Annotated in this window: 19 protein-coding genes; 15 read left to right on the forward strand and 4 right to left on the reverse strand. The window is 56.0% G+C overall.

What is annotated here, in order from left to right:
- Nucleotides 1-216: 216 nt before the first annotated feature.
- The 4 genes from EAV90_RS04540 (at nt 217) to EAV90_RS41610 (ending at nt 5,551) form a co-directional block, all read left to right on the forward strand.
- The gene (locus EAV90_RS04540) at nt 217-1,467 is read left to right on the forward strand and encodes a site-specific integrase (RefSeq protein ID WP_129142710.1); all 1,251 of its coding nucleotides are present in this window, start codon (nt 217-219) and stop codon (nt 1,465-1,467) included.
- 1,012 nt (nt 1,468-2,479) lie between these two features.
- Nucleotides 2,480-2,692, forward strand: coding sequence for a helix-turn-helix transcriptional regulator (locus EAV90_RS04545; protein WP_129142711.1), 213 nt, complete (start codon nt 2,480-2,482; stop codon nt 2,690-2,692).
- Nucleotides 2,689-4,815 (forward strand): phage/plasmid primase, P4 family, encoded by a 2,127-nt coding sequence (locus EAV90_RS04550; RefSeq protein WP_129142712.1) that lies wholly within the window; start codon nt 2,689-2,691, stop codon nt 4,813-4,815. Before EAV90_RS04545 ends, EAV90_RS04550 begins: the two co-directional genes overlap by 4 nt.
- A 334-nt stretch (nt 4,816-5,149) precedes the next feature.
- Nucleotides 5,150-5,551, forward strand: coding sequence for a hypothetical protein (locus tag EAV90_RS41610; RefSeq protein ID WP_129142713.1), 402 nt, complete (start codon nt 5,150-5,152; stop codon nt 5,549-5,551).
- Nucleotides 5,552-5,765: 214 nt separating this feature from the next.
- On the opposite strand, the gene EAV90_RS04560 is transcribed toward EAV90_RS41610, so the two are convergent.
- On the reverse strand, nt 5,766-6,146 hold the full coding sequence (locus EAV90_RS04560; protein WP_129142714.1) for a hypothetical protein: 381 nt from the start codon (nt 6,144-6,146) through the stop codon (nt 5,766-5,768).
- Nucleotides 6,147-6,225: 79 nt separating this feature from the next.
- On the opposite strand from EAV90_RS04560, the gene EAV90_RS04565 reads away from it, so the two are divergent.
- Genes EAV90_RS04565 through EAV90_RS04575 form a run of 3 tightly spaced genes read left to right on the forward strand, consistent with a single transcriptional unit; the run spans nt 6,226 to nt 9,580 of the window.
- The gene (locus EAV90_RS04565) at nt 6,226-7,791 is read left to right on the forward strand and encodes a recombinase family protein (RefSeq protein WP_430644714.1); all 1,566 of its coding nucleotides are present in this window, start codon (nt 6,226-6,228) and stop codon (nt 7,789-7,791) included.
- On the forward strand, nt 7,788-8,672 hold the full coding sequence (locus EAV90_RS04570; RefSeq protein ID WP_129142716.1) for a plasmid partitioning protein RepB C-terminal domain-containing protein: 885 nt from the start codon (nt 7,788-7,790) through the stop codon (nt 8,670-8,672). Before EAV90_RS04565 ends, EAV90_RS04570 begins: the two co-directional genes overlap by 4 nt.
- Complete coding sequence (locus tag EAV90_RS04575; RefSeq protein ID WP_245509450.1) at nt 8,669-9,580, forward strand: plasmid partitioning protein RepB C-terminal domain-containing protein; 912 nt, start codon at nt 8,669-8,671, stop codon at nt 9,578-9,580. The genes EAV90_RS04570 and EAV90_RS04575 overlap by 4 nt, the downstream gene beginning before the upstream one ends.
- A gap of 508 nt (nt 9,581-10,088) precedes the next feature.
- Here EAV90_RS04575 and EAV90_RS04580 read toward each other — a convergent pair.
- Entirely contained in the window at nt 10,089-10,316 is a 228-nt protein-coding gene (locus tag EAV90_RS04580) for a hypothetical protein (protein ID WP_129142717.1), read from the reverse strand.
- A gap of 550 nt (nt 10,317-10,866) precedes the next feature.
- On the opposite strand from EAV90_RS04580, the gene EAV90_RS04585 reads away from it, so the two are divergent.
- The 6 genes from EAV90_RS04585 to EAV90_RS04615 all read left to right on the forward strand — a co-directional run bounded on the left by EAV90_RS04585 (nt 10,867) and on the right by EAV90_RS04615 (nt 14,689).
- On the forward strand, nt 10,867-11,115 hold the full coding sequence (locus EAV90_RS04585; RefSeq protein WP_129142718.1) for a hypothetical protein: 249 nt from the start codon (nt 10,867-10,869) through the stop codon (nt 11,113-11,115).
- Nucleotides 11,112-11,342 carry a hypothetical protein gene (locus EAV90_RS04590; protein ID WP_129142719.1) on the forward strand — a complete coding sequence of 77 codons (231 nt, stop codon included), beginning with the start codon at nt 11,112-11,114 and terminating at the stop codon, nt 11,340-11,342. The genes EAV90_RS04585 and EAV90_RS04590 overlap by 4 nt, the downstream gene beginning before the upstream one ends.
- A 27-nt stretch (nt 11,343-11,369) precedes the next feature.
- Nucleotides 11,370-12,590 (forward strand): DUF2130 domain-containing protein, encoded by a 1,221-nt coding sequence (locus EAV90_RS04595; RefSeq protein ID WP_129142720.1) that lies wholly within the window; start codon nt 11,370-11,372, stop codon nt 12,588-12,590.
- A 206-nt stretch (nt 12,591-12,796) separates the two neighbouring features.
- A complete protein-coding gene (locus tag EAV90_RS04600) occupies nt 12,797-12,991 on the forward strand; it encodes a helix-turn-helix domain-containing protein (protein ID WP_129142721.1) in 195 nt (64 codons plus the stop codon).
- A 229-nt stretch (nt 12,992-13,220) separates the two neighbouring features.
- Nucleotides 13,221-13,724 (forward strand): BREX-3 system P-loop-containing protein BrxF, encoded by a 504-nt coding sequence (gene brxF, locus EAV90_RS04610; protein WP_129142722.1) that lies wholly within the window; start codon nt 13,221-13,223, stop codon nt 13,722-13,724.
- A complete protein-coding gene (locus EAV90_RS04615; RefSeq protein WP_208738467.1) occupies nt 13,721-14,689 on the forward strand; it encodes a DUF6079 family protein in 969 nt (322 codons plus the stop codon). The genes brxF and EAV90_RS04615 overlap by 4 nt, the downstream gene beginning before the upstream one ends.
- 92 nt (nt 14,690-14,781) lie before the next feature.
- On the opposite strand, the gene EAV90_RS04620 is transcribed toward EAV90_RS04615, so the two are convergent.
- Nucleotides 14,782-16,305 carry a DNA methyltransferase gene (locus EAV90_RS04620; RefSeq protein WP_129142723.1) on the reverse strand — a complete coding sequence of 508 codons (1,524 nt, stop codon included), beginning with the start codon at nt 16,303-16,305 and terminating at the stop codon, nt 14,782-14,784.
- Nucleotides 16,306-16,310: 5 nt separating this feature from the next.
- On the reverse strand, nt 16,311-17,411 hold the full coding sequence (locus EAV90_RS04625) for a DUF6079 domain-containing protein (protein ID WP_129142724.1): 1,101 nt from the start codon (nt 17,409-17,411) through the stop codon (nt 16,311-16,313).
- A 29-nt stretch (nt 17,412-17,440) separates the two neighbouring features.
- Here EAV90_RS04625 and EAV90_RS04630 point away from each other — a divergent pair, with 29 nt between their 5' ends.
- Both EAV90_RS04630 and EAV90_RS04635 read left to right on the forward strand, forming a co-directional pair.
- Nucleotides 17,441-18,574 carry a hypothetical protein gene (locus tag EAV90_RS04630; RefSeq protein ID WP_208738468.1) on the forward strand — a complete coding sequence of 378 codons (1,134 nt, stop codon included), beginning with the start codon at nt 17,441-17,443 and terminating at the stop codon, nt 18,572-18,574.
- Nucleotides 18,571-20,508 (forward strand): AAA family ATPase, encoded by a 1,938-nt coding sequence (locus EAV90_RS04635; protein WP_129142725.1) that lies wholly within the window; start codon nt 18,571-18,573, stop codon nt 20,506-20,508. The genes EAV90_RS04630 and EAV90_RS04635 overlap by 4 nt, the downstream gene beginning before the upstream one ends.
- The last annotated feature ends 1 nt before the right edge of the window (nt 20,509 follow it).

Consider the following 20,509-nt stretch of genomic DNA (forward strand, 5'->3'; position numbering starts at 1 on the left):
GGTTGCGGGGATAGGATTTGAACCTATGACCTTCAGGTTATGAGAACAATTAGGCTCGTTTCCTGGCGATGCCTCTGGTTGCCTCACGTGTCATAACCCATTGTTTATGCACTATTTATTTGACTTTTCGATTTCGGCGGTGTCCTGTCATTTCCGCTACGGTGGCGACACGGTGGCGACACGAAGAACAAACCGACACCGTTTTTCCGCCCTGGTATGCCAATCAAGCTTTCCAAACGCACTGTTGACGCCATCGCTGCTGGTCCCCTCCCCGCAATCGGCTACGACACCGAACTGAAGGGGTTCGGCGTGCGGATCGGCGCGAGCGGCTCGCTGGGCTGGTTCATCGAGTATAGGCCGGGCGCTGGTGGTCGGCGCGTCGCCAAGAAGCGGTACTACTTTGGCTCGCGTGAATTCACGCCTGAGCAAGCTCGCCAGACGGCCAAAGAGCTGCTTGCCGCAGTGGCCCTCGGCGGCGACCCGATGAAGGAGCGCCACCGCGAGCGCCAGTCGCTGACATTCAGCGAATTTGCTGAGCGCTACCTCTCCGAGGAAGCTGAGGCAAAATTGAAACCCGGCACGATTGCCAATTACAAAATCGCGGTCAGAAAACATGCAAACCCGGAGCTTGGCCGAATCAAGCTCGACAAGATTTCTAATGCCGATCTCGCCCGGCTACACACCAAGATTGGCAAGACCAGCACCGTGACCGCCAACCGGACGATGGAATGCATTTCGTCAATCTTTCGCTACGCCGCCACCTGCAACATCGTTCCAGTCGGTCACAATCCAACCAAAGGAATTCGGGCGTTCCGTGAAACTCGACGTGAGCGTTTTCTCAGCTCGGAGGAACTGGCCCGCCTTGGCGAATCAATCCGGGAGGCAGAGACCGTTGGCACGCCGTATGAAATCGACGAGTCAAAGCCGTCTGCGAAGCACGCCCCCAAACCTGAAAACCGCCGCATCAAGATCGATGCTTACACGGCGGCCGCGTTTCGGCTGCTCATTCTAACGGGTGCTCGTCTTCGCGAAATTTTGCATCTCAAATGGGATTACGTGGACTTTCAACGTGGCCTGCTTCTGCTACCCGACAGCAAGACGGGGCGGAAAGCGATAGTGCTCAATGCTCCGGCCCTTGCCCTACTGCAGAGGATCGAACGAGCGGGCCAATATGTCATTGCGTCAGGGGATCCTGATCGGCCGAAAGCTGATCTTAACCGCCCCTGGCGCACAATTTCCAAGCGGGCTCGTTTAGCGGGCGTCCGGATACATGATCTCCGACACACGCACGCCAGTGTCGGCGCAGCCGCTGGCCTAAGCTTACCTATCATCGGCAAGCTGCTCGGGCATACCCAAGCAAGCACAACACAAAGATATGCGCATCTAGCATCCGATCCGTTGAAGGAGGCATCGGACAAGATTGGATTGTCCATATCGTCGCAAATGGGCGAAGCAGCGCAACGCTAGATCCAATGACAAAAAGAAAAACTAGAGACGCCCGAATAGTTGCTACCGGCATCGGAGCCCACCCGGATGCCGATTACAGATATCTGAGCGATGCGGACTGGCTCAACATTCAACAAAGGTTTGGGAGGGGGATCAAGATACCGGCCAATCTCCGGGAGCAACTCTCCGGGCTCACAGCGATATACTCCGATATGCTTCAAACACCGCGTCTTGGTCGCTCGCTAACTGGAACAGTAGCGGAAATCGAACTCTGGTGTAAGCGAACGGAATCGCTCAAAAGGGCAATCTGGACAGCATCAGCGGCCGAGCCCAAGAACGCGCCACGAGACCTAAGCGACATTATAGAGCGCTATTTCCGTCGCCCTCGCTCACCGATGGAGGCGACGCTCCCACTTGCTCACCTTGCTCAATTTCTCACCGGGGCACAGGCTCTTGCTCGATACATCGTCCAAACTCTGGAAAGGACTGATAGTGATAATAAGACTGCCGAGAGCTGGTTAGTTTGGGCAGCCCTTGTTATTTCCTTTTGCAGAGACCACAAAATTCCGATTGTGAGCGAGTCCCGCGGATCGCTTCATCCAGGATTCTTTTATCTGCTTAAGAGTCTACAAGCTACGCTGCCGAGCAAAGCGCAAAGCTCATTGAGCGGCGGTGAAGCCAAACTGCTTAAACCATCTTCGCCAGTGAAGGCTGGCCCGTCCCTTCGAAAGTCGGCGCTCCGAGCAGCGGCGCTGGCCGACCGAGACTCCGCGGAGGCACTCTTTAGCCGTTTGATGTGGTGGGGGCTCGGTCTGGTCCGCCTGAAGCAAACCGTCCCCTTCGAAAGCAAGGCATCCATAACCAGGATGCTTAAGCGCCTCCTGGCAGATTACTGACCGTTCGCCTAACGAGCCGACGAGAACGCCATAACGCGAAAATAAGGATATAACGCTCCCGTCGCTCGCGGCGGGCGCTCTTAGGATGCCTCCTGTTTCCCGGCCTTACATCGAGAGGCCAACAGCAAGAGGCGAAGATGAGAAACGAAAACTATCTCAACCCGAAAGAGGCGGCAGCTTACCTGAAAAGCTCCACGTCAACGTTAGCCAAACGACGTCTTAGCGGAAGTGGCCCTCGCTTCACGCGCATCGGCCGAGCGATACGCTATCGCAAATCCGACCTCGACGATTTCATGGGCGCCCATACAGCCAGCTCCACGTCAGAGCTCGGAAAGGAGCAGCGCCAGTGAAGAAGTCCAAGCATCGTCCTACAAAGAAAACTCGCGCACTCCAATACGCTCGAAAAGGGTTCGCGGTAGTTCCAATGCATACGGTCAAAGACGCCGTATGTTCGTGCCCTAAGGGCATCACGTGCCCGGCCCCCGGCAAGCACCCATGGAATTCGAACGGCGTCAAAGGAGCTTCGACGAACCGAAAGCAGATCCGTGAATGGTGGACGGCCCACCCAGAGGCGAACATCGGAATTGCTTGCGGACGCAAATCCAACATTCTCGCGCTCGACATAGACCCACGTAATGGCGGGAACGAGACGTTGCGTCAATGGGCAGAGAAGCTTGGGAATTTGAACTCGATCGTTGTGTCGAATACGGGGGGCGGAGGCACTCATCTTGTCTTCACGCTTCCCCAGTTCAAGGTTCGGAAGGACAGCAGCGGAAAAGTATTTGGGCCTGGTATCGACGTAGCATCGGATGGAGCCATCATTATCGTTCCGCCCAGCATTCATGCTTCGGGCAAGATGTACAAATGGCAAAAGGGAGCGTCGCTCTACAAAAATACGCCAGCTCGGCTACCAAAAACTTGGCGCAATCACATCAGGACCCAACAGAAGATCGATAAGCCGAAAGGCGCAGCGACCGAGGTCATTCTCAACGGAGCAAGAAACAACACACTCACGAGTATTGCCGGTAAACTTCAGAACACCGGCATTGGACAACAGACTTTGCTCGCGGCTTTGATGCAAGAAAACCAGCGCTGCCTTGAGCCCCTCGGTAAGGAGGAAGTTGAACGAATAGCCCAAAGCGTCAGCAGAATGACCTCACATTTAAGCGCCGGAACACAAGGCGATCTTGCCGAACGTGTGATGAAACTCGTACTCGACCGCGATTTCGGCGGCGGGAGTCATCTCATCTTCTGCACGGACGGTCGGTTCTGGATGTACAACGGGAAACACTGGGAGCCAACACAGGAGAGTTGGCTTCGCGGCCGGACGTTGGCCGCCATCCAGAGCATGACTGACCGCGGGGCCACCGCGACTTCCGCGATCATCGGGCAGGTTGCAACCCTTCTGAAGGCCAGCCGGTCCGTCAATGGTGATCCTTTGCGGTTTATTGGAATGCCGCTGCCGGTCATCAATTGCGCGAACGGCGAGCTGTGGATCAATGCCGATGGATCTGTTGAACTTCGGCCGCACGCGGCACAGTCATATCTTCGGCATTGCCTGGCTGTGGCTTACGATCCCACTGCCAAGTGCCCCCGTTACGATAAAGCAGTCGAGGAGATATTCAGTAGAGCAACTCCAACAGCCGAAGGTTTGCGCCGCCACTGGGATGAGTTCTTCGGCTACATGATCCAGCAGCGGCGCGAGATTCCAACGGTCGCAATCCTCAAAGGCGGCGGTGACAACGGGAAAACGGTTCTGATGCAGACCGTACTGAGGCTGTTAGGTGACGACCTGGTATCCGCCCAGCGTATCGAGAGTCTAGAAAATCAATTCGCAGTCGGAAATCTCCTTGGTAAACTGCTGTTGCTGGACGACGACGTGAAAGCTGGGATTCGCTTGCCCGACGGACAACTAAAGAAGATCAGTGAGGCTAAGACCGTAACTGGCGAACACAAGCATGGGCCCCAGTTTAACTTCACGATCAGATCGCTGCCGGTGCTCCTCTGCAACAACGTGCCGTCCTTGGCCGATGTATCATACGGGATGAGGCGAAGGTTGATGGTGATCCCTTTTGATCGGACCTTCACCGAGGAGGAGAAGGATGAGGAACTCTTCAAGGCTATTTGGAGAGACGAAATGTCCGGCGTACTCAACCGAGCAATTCAGGGATTTCAACGAGTGTTTGCAAGAGGGATGCGCTTCAAAACACCGAAGGCAGTAGCCGCCGCCAAGAATGCTTGGCTTGCGGAGGCAAACCCCCTGCCTGCGTTCTTGGACGAGCGCTGTGTCCGCGATTCTTCGGCGAGCTACCTTCTCGCCGAGTTCTACAGAGCATACACCGTTTGGGCTGGAGAAAAAGGTTACACCCGTATCCAGCAAGCCGGATCTGTCGCTCGGAATTTGAATCTACTCGGATTCGAGACCAAGAAGCGGAATCGCGGTCAGACCATTCTGGGGCTCAAGGCGATCTAGTGGCAGGCGGTCATGGACATGACCGTGGCCCAATCGGGCAGGTGCAAGCCTGACGCATAGACCCAGAGGGCAGATTGCCCTCTGGGCCATAACACAACATTATTCGTCGAAAGGTGACGAGAGTGACGGCTTTCTCTTCTTTAAGATTAGAAGAATCAACTTCTAATCTTCTGATTCTCAAGGTCTCGTCACTCTCGTCACTGTCGAAGGTGAAGCCGTGTACGGGCCACGGCACAACCAGGCCGCGGACTTGACCACACCAATGGCCATTCTTTGGGTAAAATCATGAACTGCGTCTATCACTGCACAGTACACGCCAATTGCGACCAACATATTGTTCTTTGACCGCTCAGGGCCCACCAAGGATGTTTGGTACTACGAGCATCCGATCCCGGAAGGGCGCAAGAACTATACGAAGACGCTTCCGCTCCAGTTTGAAGAGTTCAAGCCCCGCTTCGAGTGGTGGACCCAGCCCACGGAGAACGAACGCGCGTGTAAGGTGGGCAAGTGTTGCGTAGTAGCTGATCGCGTCCTGAAAGAAATCGATGCAGGGCATATGGATATTGTCGGTCGAGGGGATGTAGCAGGCCCGGCTGCCGCCATGGACCATATTCGCGGCCGTCATTGCGAAAAACGCATCGGCTTGCGCTATGCGCTCCACGGAATCCTCCGGCTACCGTTTGGCAGGAGAAGCCAGATCGCGAAAGCGATCAGCAGGCTGCCGATCACGCAATGAAATAGAGCCAGCCCACTTATGACGACCAAGCGAACGAAATTCGCGATGCGGGTGATGCTGTTCATGGACGCCCCCTCAACAAGTTAAGTCAGGCTAGCGGACACCGCCGGCTATCGAAATCGATCTGTTTGGGAATGTTGTGCAATATCGCGTAATTCTCTCAGGCAGTATCACCTCCTGAAGCTAAGAGGCAGAGAATTACGACTTGACCCAACTAGCCCTGGAGTTCGCCGATAAGGTTGAGCATCTTGATCAAGGTCTGTTTGGAATCGCCGAGCTTCTTAGCGAGAATCAAGTCACTCCTGCCGGACATCCGCAAGACCGCTTCCAGAACCTCATCGGAGATACGTACAAGATCAACCAGGTGTCGACCCGTTGGCCCATTCTTGGCCGAGAACCAGTTCTTCACAGCGCGCTCGTTGGCCTTTGTCAGGGCGACGACCGACTTGATCGCTGCGTGGGTCTCGCCAAACTCCTTGTGAAGAGCCTCTGCAATCTCACGTGCAAACTCGGCGCTTCCGAGGTCTGTCGCTCCATCAGGATGAGAATTTCCTGAAACGGACTGAATCTTTCGGTCCTTTTTCGGAAGCGACATTCCAGCTCTCCCTTGGGTACGCTGAACTATCCGCGAGGCTCGACCCGAATTCAGGTTGATCGATGACCGAGTAGCTCCCGTGCGACGCGCGAGACAAGCAATTGCCGAAGAGCCGCCGAAAGGCCCAGCACGGGCGGCGCAATATGTGCGCATGTCCACCGACCATCAGAAGTATTCGACGGAGAACCAGAAGGACGCGATCGCTGCCTACGCTGCCCGGCACAGCCTCACGATTGTCCGTACCTATGCCGACGAGGGACGCAGCGGACTGCGCATCGAGGGCCGCGACGCGCTGAAGCAACTGATCGACGATGTTCGAAACCGCCGGACCGATTTCGGCGTCGTGCTGGTCTATGATGTGAGCCGCTGGGGCCGGTTTCCGGACGCCGATGAGAGCGCCTACTACGAATACACCTGCAAGGAAGCAGGCATCCGGGTCCAGTATTGCGCTGAGCAGTTCGAGAACGACGGAAGCCTGTCATCCACCATAATAAAGAGTATGAAGCGGGCGATGGCCGGCGAGTATAGCCGGGAACTATCCGCAAAGGTCTTTGCCGGGCAGTGCCGTTTGATCGGTCTCGGTTTCCGGCAGGGCGGCACCCCCGGATATGGTCTCAGGCGGCAACTGATCGACGAACATCGGACGCCCAAGGCCGATCTTGGCCGCGGCGAGTACAAGAGCCTGCAAACCGACCGGGTCATACTAAAGCCCGGACCGCCGCAGGAGGTCGAACTGGTGCGGCGCATCTACAGGTGCTTCGTTCTTCAGCTAAAGTCGGAGGCCGAGATTGCCGCCATGCTCAATCTCGAGGGAATTCCAAACGAATTTGGCCGCCCCTGGACCCGCGGGACAATCCACCAGATCCTCACCAACGAAAAGTATGTCGGCAACAACGTCTACAATCGCGTTTCTTTCAAACTGAAGCAGACGCGTGTGATCAATCCGCCGGATATGTGGATACGCGCCGATCACGCGTTCGATGCCGTGATCGACAGTGACTTCTTCCTCGCCGCCAGACGCATCATCGAGGAACGCAGCAAAAGGCTGACAGACGCTGAAATGCTTGAGCGGCTAACAACCCTTCTGAAGCAGAAGGGGCATCTTTCCGGTCTTGTTATCGACGAGATGGATGAGATGCCCTCAAGCTCCGTGTACCGAACGCGGTTTGGCAGCCTTATCCGGGCTTACCAACTCGTCGGATACGATCCGGGGCGCGACTACCAATATATCGAAACCAACCGCGCCCTCCGGACGATGTTTCCGGAAGTTCTTGATAAAGCGATGGCTGGGATACGCGAAGCTGGGGGAACGGTCGAGTTCGATGAGCTAACGGACATTCTGACGATCAACGGCGAGTTTACGGCCTCGATCGTCATTGCCCGATGCCTGCACACTCCGGCCGGTTTTCTGCGCTGGAAGCTCAGGCTCGATACCGGCCTGCGCCCGGACATCACGATCGCGATCCGCATGGATGCAGAGAACAAGGAGATTCTCGACTATTACCTCCTGCCCAGCATCGATATGTCAGCCGACCGGCTGAGGCTCGCGGAAGAGAATGGTATCTACCTGGATGCCTATCGCTTCGACGATCTCGACGCATTCTTTGGACTTAGCGCGCGCAACGAACTGGGAGTTGCCGCATGAACGACGAAACAACCCCGGAAATCGTTAAAGTCCCTGTCGCGGACATCAGGGTCATCAATCCCCGGTCGCGCAACAAGCGCACCTTTAGCGAGCTTGTGACCAGCATCGCCCATCTTGGCCTTAAAAAGCCAATCACGGTTAGCCGCCGCAATGGTCACGGATTTGACCTCGTCTGCGGCCAAGGTCGACTGGAAGCCTTCATAGCGCTTGGTCAAACGGAAATACCGGCGATTGTCATCGAAGCCTCCGAAGAGGATTGCTTCGTGATGAGCCTCGTTGAAAACCTGGCGCGGCGGCATCATTCTCCCCTGGAGCTGGTCTCCGAGATCGGCAGCCTCAAGAAGCGAGGCTATTCGATTGGTCAGATTGCGGCCAAGATCGACTTCAGCACCGAGTATGTCTATGCAATCTGCTCGCTCCTGGAGAACGGTGAGCAACGGCTATTGGCCGCGGTAGAGAGGGGGATCATTCCCCACACCATTGCCATGGAGATTGCCAAGGCCAAGGATGGTGACGTCCAAAGGGCGCTTGCGGAAGCCTATGAAGCCAACGCAATCCCTGGCAATCAGCTCCTGACCATCCGGAAGATTATCGAGCAACGTAACCTCCTTGGTAAGGCGAAGCCCTCGTCAGGGCCACGGCAGCAGGCGAAGCGCGTAACGTCGGGCGCCCTTGTGCGCGCCTACAGGAAAGAAGCTGATCGGCAGAAACTACTCGTGAAGAAGGCTGGCCTCGCCCAAAGCCGCCTGCTCTTCACTGTTAACGCCCTGCGAATGTTGATGGCAGAGGCCCCGTTCGCCAAACTGTTACAGGCGGAGGAGTTGCATACGCTTCCAAGGCCCATTGCTGAGCGGCTCCACGGGGCGGGAGGACAGCCATGAGCATGGCCGATGTCCGGATAGCCTTTGAGCAAAACATCATTGTCGTTCCCTTTGAGTCGATCCTGCCACTCAAGCAGATATCCGACGAGACGAAGAGGCTTGTCCGGTACAAGCGCGTGGCCCAGTCGATTGCCGAAGTCGGATTGATCGAACCCCTGGTCCTGTCGAAGCACCCTGACGAGAACGGAAAATATCTCCTGCTCGACGGCCATTGGCGCCGCGCGGCTCTGCTGGATCGCGGCGAAACCTCTACACGCTGCATTCTGGCGCATGACGATGAGACCTTCACCTATAACAAGCGCATCAATCACCTCGCGACGATCCAGGAATACTTCATGATCGTGCGGGCACTTGCGCGGGGTGTTTCGGAAGAGAAACTGGCGAAAGCGCTCGACGTCAATATTGGCCACATCAAGCGGCGGCGGGCCATGCTGGACGGCATAAGCCCGGAGGTCATCGAGATGCTGAAGGACAAAATGGTCAGCACGGTGACGTTCGACGTAATGCGCAAGATGGGTTCGATACGCCAGGTCGAAGTCGCAGAGCTGATGTTGTCGGCCTCAAACTTCACTGTTGGCTATGCGCGGGCGCTTCTCGCGGCGACAAAGCAGGCGGATCTGGCGAAGCCTGAACGGGCGAAGCGGATCGACGGCATGACGCCGGAGCAGCTGGCGCGCATGGAACGCGAAATGAGCACGCTTCAGCAGGACTTCAAGGCCGTCGAAGCGTCCTATGGCGAAGATGTTCTCCATCTGGTGATTGCCTCCGGCTACATATCGAAGCTCATCGCCAACCGGAAAGTCGAGCGCTATCTCGATCAAAATCATCCGGAGATACTCGAGGAATTCAAGGCGATCGTTTCAGTTACATCCCTCGATCATCCCGTGCCCGAGTCCACCGCGCGGTGACCGCGATGGCCCGCTCATCGTCTCCTGCAATCGGCATAGCCCCTCGGTGCTTTGGACATCAATGACTGGGATTTGATTCGTCCAGCTCCTCTCATGCTCGCGAATTGTCGCTGTCCCATCGGCACAAACACACCTTCATTGACGCACCCGACAGCCGTGGCAGTGTCGAGGTGAGGGCAGAGAAAGCCTGCCTTCAGCGTGTGAGAACCTCTTAGTGAGCGCAATGATCTTGCGTCATGAGCGACTTATCACTCCCGCGCCCGCCAGTGGAAGGTTCTCTTTGGTATCTTTCCGAGCTTTCCGGTGCGAGATTGTGCGAAGCGTTGTGTTTGGTGTCTTTCTCTCATCCTGCCTTGCCGGTGCATAACGCAATGGCAGCCGATCCTCGAGCCCCTGCACAGAGCCCTCCTCCGAAGGAGCCTCTCTTCTTCTACTTCCCCTCGGACATTATGACGGCTACTAATTGAACGAAACTTCCCGGGGGCTCGAATGCCCCCAGGAACTCCAACTAATTCGCTGAGGCGAGCCGTATTGTTGCGCGTGTACCGGCCTCGGCTGAGGTGGACTTCGGTGCGCCAACCGGCTTCGCTGTCGTGCCAAAGGCTTGAACGGCGGAGCCGGCCTTATCGAGGTCGTTATAGAGGGTGTCCAGCGTCTTCACGGCGGTCTGGAAGCTTTCCCAGGTCAGAGCCGGGTTCGAGAGCTTGTCGTTCTCGTCGACGATCTGGTCGAGCAACTTGTCGATGCTCTGGACCGTGGCTTCAAGGGTGAAAAGATTGTCGCTGCGTCAGATACGCCTGGTAAGCATTGTCTAGATCAAATCCGTTCGCCGCGACAAAGTACGAGCCCTGATAGGTCGGTATCTTTCTCAGCGGTTGGTCCCGAATGAATATGAGTTTTTCGTTCGCGCACTCGTCCCAGGCGTTAAACGCAGCCTGTTCCTTGACGAGGAATTTGGGATACTAGCGCTTCAGATACTTCACCGCTGTTGCAAGCGGCTTGTGTGCCTTGCGTGCGGCGTCGCTGATCTGTTCAACGGCTATCAAGCCCCTGACGTCCGCCGCGAGCGTATCCACGTAAGCACAGCGACGCGACGCCGCGGCAGCAGTTCCTGCTCGACACCCGGGAAAGGATCGACGAGCAGCCTCCCGCCAGCTTCTCCATCTGCTTTGGGGATGGCATTCGCCAGCTTGCGGGTCGCTCATTCGTCACGGTCAGGCCAGATTGACAAAAGAACATATAGAGAACATTATTGAGTGGTCAGGTCAAGCAGTTGGAGTTAGGCCGTGGCGGAAGTCACCTATTTTGTCGCGCTGCCGTTCGTCGCCGCCGATGACGGCATTGCCGCTGGGGAGCCCACGGAATGCTTCAATCCAAACGCCGCTGTAATGCGCGCTGAGGCGTTGTCTCGTAAACAAGGCCACGTCGGCGCAGTGGCCTTTAGCCGCACCGGTGACCCTGCCACCGGCGATTTCAGCGATGCCAAGGTGATCAGGAAATTCGGCCACGTCCCCGATGATTTGAGTGCGCTATGACCCTTCAATTCATCTGCGCTGAGATTGAAAAGCTGCACCTGCAAATTCCTAGGCAACAGAACGACGTCTCCGCGCTTCAACGTTCCGGCATTGGTGCTGCGTCGGCGGAACTGTTGCTGGCGCAGATGCAAGCTTCTGTGGATGCGCTGTGCATAAAGCGAGACAATTTGGTTAGCGAACGGCGCATCGTGCCACTCTGCACGAACAACAGCAATTTGATTCACTGAAGTAACAATTGATCGAGGGGAGCCGTCGTGGCGAACGAGGAAACCGGGTTCGGTACCATCAAATGCCCGGGGTGTGGCGAAGCGATTCCGATCAGCGAAGCCATTCATCATCAAATCGCCGAACGAACACGCCAGGAGTTTAAGGCCGAAACGTTAGAAGCAAAACGGCTGCTCGCCGCGAGAGAACGTGAACTGGATGAAAAGGTCGCCGCTTTCGATCAGACGATTTCCGACCGGCTCGCTGCGGAACGAGCCAGTCTATCGAAAGAGATCGAAGCACAATTGAGGTCCGGACTTTCGACTGAGATTGCAGACCTTAAGAGGCAAGCAGATGAACGGAGTGAGCGGCTGGCGAAAGCACAAGCTGTCGAACTTGAACTCCGAACCGAGAAGCGAAACCTAGAGGAGCGGGAAAAGGCCCGCGATCTCGAAATGGCAAGAAAGCTTGATGAAGAACGGATTTGGCTTCAGCAAGAAATTTCCACGCGGCTCGCAGAGGAACATGCGCGGCAGGTGGCTGAGAAAGATAAGCGCCTTTCAGATGCAATGAAGGCCAACGATGAGCTTCGGCGCAAGTTGCAGCAAGGTTCGCAACAGCTTCAGGGAGAGGTACTCGAACTAGCTCTGGAGGACTTGATCTCCCAAACGTTCCCATCGGATCTGGTTCAGCCGGTACCAAAGGGCATCAACGGTGCGGACATAATACAGCGTGTTCAGAATCCGAACGGCGACCTTGCTGGCTCTATCATTTGGGAATCAAAACGGACGAAAGCCTGGAGTGACGGCTGGATACAAAAGATCAAGGACGACCAGCGGCAGGCCAAAGCCGACATAGCTATACTGGTAAGCGACCCGCTTCCAAAGGACTGTAGTCACTTCAAACAAATAAGTGGAATTTGGGTAACCCATCCAAGGTGCGCGATTCACTTAGCGAGTGCACTGCGGCTGCTTCTAATCGAGGTCGCTTCGGCGAAGCGCGCCGCAGTGGGAAAAAACCAAAAGATGGAGATCCTTTACGCCTACCTGTCGGGCATTGAATTTCGCCAAAGAGTTGAGGCCATCGTCGAAGCGTTCGTCAGCATGCAAGAGGATTTGCAAGAAGAGCGCCGATCAACCGAGCGCCGCTGGGCCAAACGCGAAAAGACAATTCAAAGGGTTATTTCCAATACGTCTGGCATGTATGGTGATCTTCAAGGATTGGTCGGGTCGTCACTAGCAACCATCCCAGCCCTCACTTCCGGCGATTAACAGCCCATCGTGCAAGCTCAGGTGTGCCAAGCGAACGCGCCCTCGGCAAATTGGGCGATCCTCAACCCGTGCGGCCAAGACGGCTGCTGCATGGCAGATTGGCCCCGGAGCAAAGAGCTTCAAGTTTTCTCCAATTATCTCCGGGTTTCTCTCTTTTTCGCTCATTTTCTCTAGGAATCGGCCAGACCGACCCGTATAGTTCCCGAATGGCCGACGAAATCCTAACAATCCGTGAGGTTGCCGAGCTTCTCAAGATCAACGAGAAGACTGCATACAAGCTGGCCTCGGCAGGCAAGATTCCCGGATTCAAAGTCGGCGGGTCGTGGCGTTTTGAGCGCCAGGAAATTGCAAGATGGATCAAACAGAAGGTTGAGGAGCAGCAAGGGGGCAACGGCGAGTGATAACCGAGTACGACGTCAAGCTACTTGCTCATGAGCTGGGCAGACGGCATTCAGTCGCATGTGCCGAGAAGCTGGCTGGCGCTCTGACGGATGCACAGGTTGACCTCAATCCCCATCGGAGCGGTCGGCGCTGGATGTTCAGGCAAGGAGAAGTTGACGGCTGGGTGCGTTCGGGCGGTGCAGCAGACAAATCTGACTCTCCGACTTCTAAACGGGATGGAGAGTGAGTATGCCGACATCAATCCAGAACAGAATAAAGCAGTCGCTCGGACAAGCGGAAAACCTATATCATCGATTGGTCCTACTGGTCGGAAAGAGTGGATCCGGCAAAACCGCTGCTCTGCGCATAGTTGCAGGCGAACTCGGCACTGACGTTATCAACGTCAATTTGGCGCTTTCCGCCAAGCTGATCGAGTTGACGGAGCGCCAACGGACCCTGCACCTTTCGACCCTATTCGGCGGCGTTATCGAAGAGGCTGGGACAGTCGCGTTGCTCGACAACATTGAAATCTTGTTCGACCACGGCTTGCACCAAGATCCGCTCCGTCTCCTTCAAAGTGTGTCCAGAAATCGCTGCGTCGTTGCAAGCTGGAATGGTGCTGTCACCGGCAGCAAGCTGACCTACGCCGAAAGCGGACACCCGGAATATCGAAGCTACGACGCTGCGGATGCATTGATCGTGAACATGAATGAATCGTCCGGGCTTGATGCCCAAGAAAGGCAGCGGGCATGAAATACGGCGATCTTATTCATTTCGACCCCATCGAATCTGTTGTTCAACTGCGCGACGCGAACAAGCACGACGCAGCCCGCCAGCTTGTGAACACCTACGTCATCTCAGATGAGATGGCGGATCGACTGGTCCATCTCGTCATTCCACAGTTGCAGTTCGACGAGCCTGCCGACAACAAGGGACTTTTGGTCGTTGGTAACTACGGCACCGGCAAATCGCACCTGATGTCGGTCGTGTCGAGCCTCGCTGCGGATGCAAGCCTGAACGATGCCTTGCACAGGGATGACGTGCGGCAGGCCGCAGGCCGCATCGCCGGGCGCTTCAAGGTGATCCGAACTGAAATCGGTGCAACCACGATGTCTCTGCGCGACATCCTGATCGCCGAACTGGAGGAGAACTTCGACAAGCTTGGCGTGGATTACGTCTTTCCGGAGTCGGATACGATTTCTAGCCACAAGCGCGCCTTCGAGGACATGATGGCGAAGTTCGGTCAGGTGTACCCCGACCATGGACTCCTGCTCGTCGTGGACGAACTGCTTGATTATCTGCGCACACGCAAAGACCAGGAACTAATCCTCGACCTGAATTTCCTGCGCGAAATCGGTGAAAGCGCCAAGGACTTGCGCTTCCGTTTCATCGCTGGTGTTCAGGAAGCAATTTTCGACAGTCATCGTTTCAACTTCGTGGCCGACAGCATACGGCGCGTGAAGGACCGCTTCGAGCAAGTGCTCATCGCCCGCAACGACGTCAAGTTCGTCGTGGCCGAGCGCCTGCTCAAGAAGACGGCCGAACAGCAGGCGCGTATCCGCGAGCATCTTGTTCCCTTCGCCAAATTCTACGGCAACCTCAATGAAAGGATGGATGAGTTCGTCCGGCTGTTCCCGGTCCATCCCGACTACATCGACACCTTCGAACGGGTGACCGTCGCCACGACTCCCACAAGTAATTCAGTTCGGAATAATTGATGTTTGCTCCAAAAGGAGGGTCAAAGAAAAAATAATCCAGGGAGCTGTCAGGGATCAGAACGGACTCAGACGAGGATGTAAATACAACTTGTCTAGTGGCTGGAATCTCTCTTGCTCAAATACGAAGAGACGTCCTTTATCCTGTATCCAACCATCGCGATAAGACAATATTCTATTTGATTTGATGGGACGTAAAGCGTTCCAGCAAGAACTCCTGCTGTCTTTGACAAATTAGTGTTGAGACGGCTCACCGCAATCTTATGCATTTTGCTTGCCCGCGGGAGTTGATCCCCCACAAGGCAGAGCAACTGACTCTCTATATGCGATGTCGTTAAGATGTGTCGCAGTGTTGCAAGAACGCGCAAATTTCGCTTCGTGTAAAAATGGTGGACGTGCGTAATGCCGATAGGGTCATTTCGACGCGTTTCCCGGCCATCAATCATGCGAGAGGACGGATACCAATATGGAATCGGTTCGTTCTCTATCTTCGAAATCAAAGCAATGTCTTTGCTGTCCGGCTTTTTTTCAAAGCGGCCCGAGAGCCCGGGGACGGAGTAGTTTATCTGAACCGGAGTTTGCTTGGCCTGCTTAACGGTTTCGCCAACAGCAATGTCGTACTTATTGATCCAAGCGCGCTCAAGATTCCTCTTCGTCAGTTTGGCATTGCAGTGCGGGCAGGGAAAGCTATCTCGAACGATACCGTTCTTCTCATCAACTGCTTCTTCCCAGAAGACGAGCTCGCGAACACATTCGTTGCATACGAAAACGTCTGACCAAACCGTGTAATTAATTGTGCCAATACGGCCATCGGAATGCTCCGTCTCATACATCCATCCGCATTGCTTCTCGAGCTCGCTTAGAACACGATGGGCTTCGCGTTCGAAAGCAGTCGTGTTTACGGGCGTATTGTAGTTATATGAGATGAAGGTAGCCGCAGGAGATAAATCGTTCAGTATCGCTCGGCGTATACCGAGCTTGGAAAAAGCCCTCCAAACTTTCTTGCCCGCGTCATCCGTCTCCTCGCGGAGAATGACGCCGTCTGATCGCACCTGGTAACCAAGCGACAAAACAGCATCGCGGTCGCCGCACATTTGCGCCGCAACGCCGGTCATGCCGGTGCCACAAAACGCATCAAATATAATATCCCCCGGCTGGGTATAATGGAGGATGTAGCGCATAACCGCCTTATGCGGCACCTTGGTATGATACGAGTGCGCGTTATAGATCGGATCGTTCTTCCCCTCACTTACGTCCGCGGCGAATGGCTCGCGGTGGTAATGCCAGCCTTCGGACTGGGCCGGCTTTGCCGCCTCCCACTCCTTGATAAAATCCGCAAGCCAGGGGTTTGGGCATGCTGTGTAATACGGTGGGTCGGAAAGCGCGAGGATGTCCTCGTCCGAACCCATTGGGAAGCCTTCCATCTTCCGAAATCCGGGGTCCTTCAGTTTTTCCCGGAGTTTCTCGGTGAACCAGGCCCGCCGATCACCGTCATTCGCAAATGTCATACCGAGACAAGCGACCCGCCCATGAGCGACAGTTAGCTCCTCGTCAAAGAGACGCCCCGACCCAGGCTTTCCGGGGACCAATTTCGATTGGAACAACGAATTCTGCGTCATGTCCCCTACCCGTTCTCCTGATTCTCATTGTTTTCGTGCGCGCCAGACTCCAGCACGATGCGCGCCTTCTGGCGGTCCTTGCCTTTGAGCAGCTTGTCAATCCAGCTTTCGAAGCGGCCTCGAAGCTCATCGACCGTGGCGGCGCCATGATCCCCCACCAGCGTTTGGTCGAGATCGTGCAAGCTGGCCGCCACCCGCACCAGACCGGAGAATGCCTCGCGCAGCGCCTGGACGAAGTCGGAATCCAGCGGGTCCGGCAAGCTTCTGCTGGCCACGAAATCCGCGACCGCCTGGGCGTCCTTTGGAGCGAGAAGGTCGAGATTGTGCCTGGTGATCGGGTCTTCGAGATTGGCGAGCAGCGCGGATGTCCAGCTCGTCACGACATCATCGAGCGTCTTGTCCAACTGGGCCAGCATGACGCCACCCGCGACCACGCTTTCTGTCTGCGGCCGGAAACCGCAGTGCGGGCAGATCGGTGAGGCGTCGAGATCGCGCTCGGTCAATGCGAAGCAGCTCTTCAAGCCGGCAAGGCGGTTCTGGAAGTCGGTCAGTTGCTGCCGCGGCATCAGCTCGATACCGGCAAGGCGCTGAAGCGTCTGCAATCGAGGATCGGTGAGAAGCGTGCTCTTTCGTTTGTCGTCGTTCACGCCGAGGCGTGCGCGCGTGTGCAGATCCATGTAGAGCGTGATGAACTCACGCTTGAAGGGACGAAGCGTACCGGAGAGGCGCTCGAACTCCTCGGGCAGTCTCGGCAGATCGGCGCCGCGAATGGCGCTTTCGAATTCCTGCCGTGCGGCGCGCACGCGCTTCACCCACTCATGCTCGGCGGGCAGCACCGTTTCGGCAAGGCTCAGCCAATGAGCTGTAGCGCCCTGGCGCGCGACGAAATCCCGGACCGCTTCCATCAGTCCAAGGGTACGGACCGCCTCGGCGTGGACGCTGATCTCGCTCGCGGCATAGCGGAGGTTCTTCAGCTTGCCCGGCGAGGAATAGGCTTGGCACGATTCCAGAAACGCCTTGGCGTCGGCCAGCTTCTCCGCGCGGACGGCCAGATCGCCGACATTGCGAAGATCGATGCCCCAGAAGGAAACGCCCTCCCGGAGCATCTGCTGCGCCTCGACAATGCGCCGGACGTGTGGCCCGGTGTTTTGAAGAAGCTTACCGACTGCTCAAGCCTGGCCGCTGGCTTACGGTCGAATTTTCGAATACGAGCGCCGCAGTATGGAACAGCATCCAAGTTGCCTTGGCTGAAGCCGGATTCATCGTGGCCAACGTATCTGCTCTTGACAAGAAACAGGGTAGTTTCAAAGCAGTCACAACGCCAACCGCGGTCAAGCAGGATCTTGTAATTTCTGCTTATAAGCCGAACGGAGGGTTTGAACAGCGATTCCTCAAGGAGGCCCAGACCGAGGAAGGTGTTTGGGACTTTGTCCGTACTCACCTGAAATATCTGCCGCACACGAAAATACACGGCAAAGAGCTGAGATTTATCCCTGAACGGGATGCCCGCATCCTCTTTGATGCAGTGGTGTCTTACTACATCCGGCAAGATTATCCTGTCCCAGTCTCCAGCCAGGAGTTCCAGGCTGGACTGGCGCAGCGATTTGTCGAGCGGGATGGCATGTTTTTCTTGCCGGAACAGGCCGTCGAATATGACCGTGCGAAGATGCAATACGGGAATTCTGGCGAGCATCTAGACACCAGCGTTGTCGATGATGAGCAATCGGCCATCATATGGCTACGCGCACGCCTAAGAAAGGCGCCGCAGGTCTACAGCGACATTCAACCCGCATTCATGCCGATGCTCAGCCATCTTAAGCCGAATGAACGCGAGCTGCTGAGCCTTGAACTCTTACTGAATCAAAATTTTCTTTGCTATGACGGTAATGGGCCGGTCCCAGAGCAAATCCATGCCTACCTGTCGTCCAATTGGAAGGATCTGCGCAATTTGTCCAAGGAGGACGCCAGCTTGTGCGCCAAGGCACGAGACCGCTGGTATCTGCCCGATCCAAGCAAAGCTGGCGATCTTGAGAAGCTAAGAGAAAGAGCCCTGCTCAAGGAGTTCGAAGCCTACAAGGAGGAAAAAAAGAAGCTCAAGGTCTTCCGCCTAGAAGCCGTCCGCGCCGGCTTCAAGAAGGCATGGGCTGACCGCGACTACGCTACCATCGTGGTGGTGGCGGACAAGATCCCCTCCAGCGTCCTCGAAGAGGATCCGAAACTGCTCATGTGGTACGACACGGCGAAGACGCGCATCGGGGGTGATGCATGATCACCAGTTGGCGTGTCTCCAATTTCAAGTCCATTCGGGACGGCAACGACCTGCCGTTGGCGCCGCTGACAATCTTTGCGGGAGCAAATAGCAGCGGCAAGAGCACCTTTATTCAGTCAGTCTTGCTCGTCGCGCAGACGCTGTCGAATAAGGTCGGCTCCCGTTCCGTGGTTCTCAACGGAGCATTCACGAGCCTCGGGCAGTTCGACGACCTGAAATCGATCGGAAATGACTCGGATCAGATCGTCATCAAGGGCACCTGCCACCCCCTTTCTGATGGGGAGGGCGTTCCGCTCTGGGGCGGCTCGTCTCTGCCATCGCGAAGGCGATTGTACTACGGCCGCAGAGCAATGGGCGTGCGCGAAGTCTCGTTCGAAATAGCTTTCGACGCCGATCCTTCGAGCCCGGATCGGGATATCTATCAAATCCAGCCGCGGCTCTTCTCCAGCGGTCTGGACTGCATCCTGCGCGATGAAGACAACGTCGATCAGAAGTACTCAATCTTTGTCCGGCATGCTGGATCGGAAACATCCCCGCGCAAGTTTGGGCTTCTCGATGATGGTTCCGATGTAGACGATTACCTCCGGGCGGGTTTGGCATACGACGTCACTCTGGACGAATTGTCCATGTCCGAGGTCAGGGAGGAAGCGCACTCGGCTCAGCCGGTCGGGTGCGTTCTGCGGCATTTCCTTCCCGCAAGAATCCTGCACACCGTCGATCCCATCCAGGAAGATGCCCGCGCAATCACGGCGGCGCTACAGAACAGCCGCTTGCTCCGCCCCACCGCTTTGGCAGCGCGGCCTTGGCGAGCGCGGGATCTGGTGCTCAGCGGCAACGTTCTCGAAATTCTGAAAGACATCCTCAGAGAAGAAGGCATTGACCTCAATGAGGCATTCGCCGCTCAACTCCAGCAGACATCACTCTTCGAGTCTGACGGCGCAGCAATTCCGCTGAGCCGTTGGCAGGAGGTCTTGCGCTCGCTGTCAAGGGAACAACGACTCAAGGCGCAACAGGCGCTTCAGGACGTGGACAACCTGTTAGAGAGGATTGAAGACGTACTAAGAAAATCCGCCGCTTCGTCGGAGGTGGCAACGGTCATACTGCCATTCGGACCACGACAGATACTGGATTCGTCGCGGTATATTGACGAGTTTTTCGCCTCATCTGTGAAATATCTCGGCCCACTACGAGATGCGCCCAAGCCTCTCTATCCATTGGCGCCATCCGCCGATCCCTATGACATAGGATTGCGCGGCGAGAATACGGCTTCCGTATTGGAGCAGCACAAGAGTCGGCGGATTCGATACATCCCGTCGTCGAACTTCAAATCGCCATCGATCGAACGACGGACGGTTACCCGAACGTTGGAGGCGGCAGTTGTTGATTGGCTCCAGTACCTTGGGATCGCAAGCTCGGTCGAGAGCAAGGACATGGGCAAGCTTGGGCACGAACTCAAGGTGGCGCTGGCCAACTCCGAGGGGAAGCACGATCTGACGCACGTCGGCGTCGGTGTCAGCCAGGTCCTCCCGATTCTGGTCATGTGCCTACTTGCTGAGGCGGATTCGACGCTCGTGTTCGAGCAGCCGGAACTTCATCTGCATCCGAAGGTGCAAACGTTGCTCGGTGATTTTTTCCTCTCCATGGCATTGTGCAACAAGCAATGCATCGTCGAAACGCACAGCGAGTATCTCATCGATCGCCTTCGGTTCCGAATTGCTTCCGCAGAAAAGGAGCCGCTCACCGACAACGCGAAGATATATTTCGTTGAGAAGCTTGGGCCGAATTCGACTTTCCGGGAGGTCAAGATCAATCAATATGGGGCCATTGTCGATTGGCCCGACGGCTTCTTTGATCAGTCTCAGCGACAGGCAGAGGAGATACTTAGAGCAGCGGCGCTAAAGAGGAAACGCACAAGGGACAAGGGCGACGCCTGAC

Origin of the sequence: Bradyrhizobium vignae, assembly GCF_004114425.1 — a bacterium.
GTDB classification, from domain to species: domain Bacteria; phylum Pseudomonadota; class Alphaproteobacteria; order Rhizobiales; family Xanthobacteraceae; genus Bradyrhizobium; species Bradyrhizobium vignae.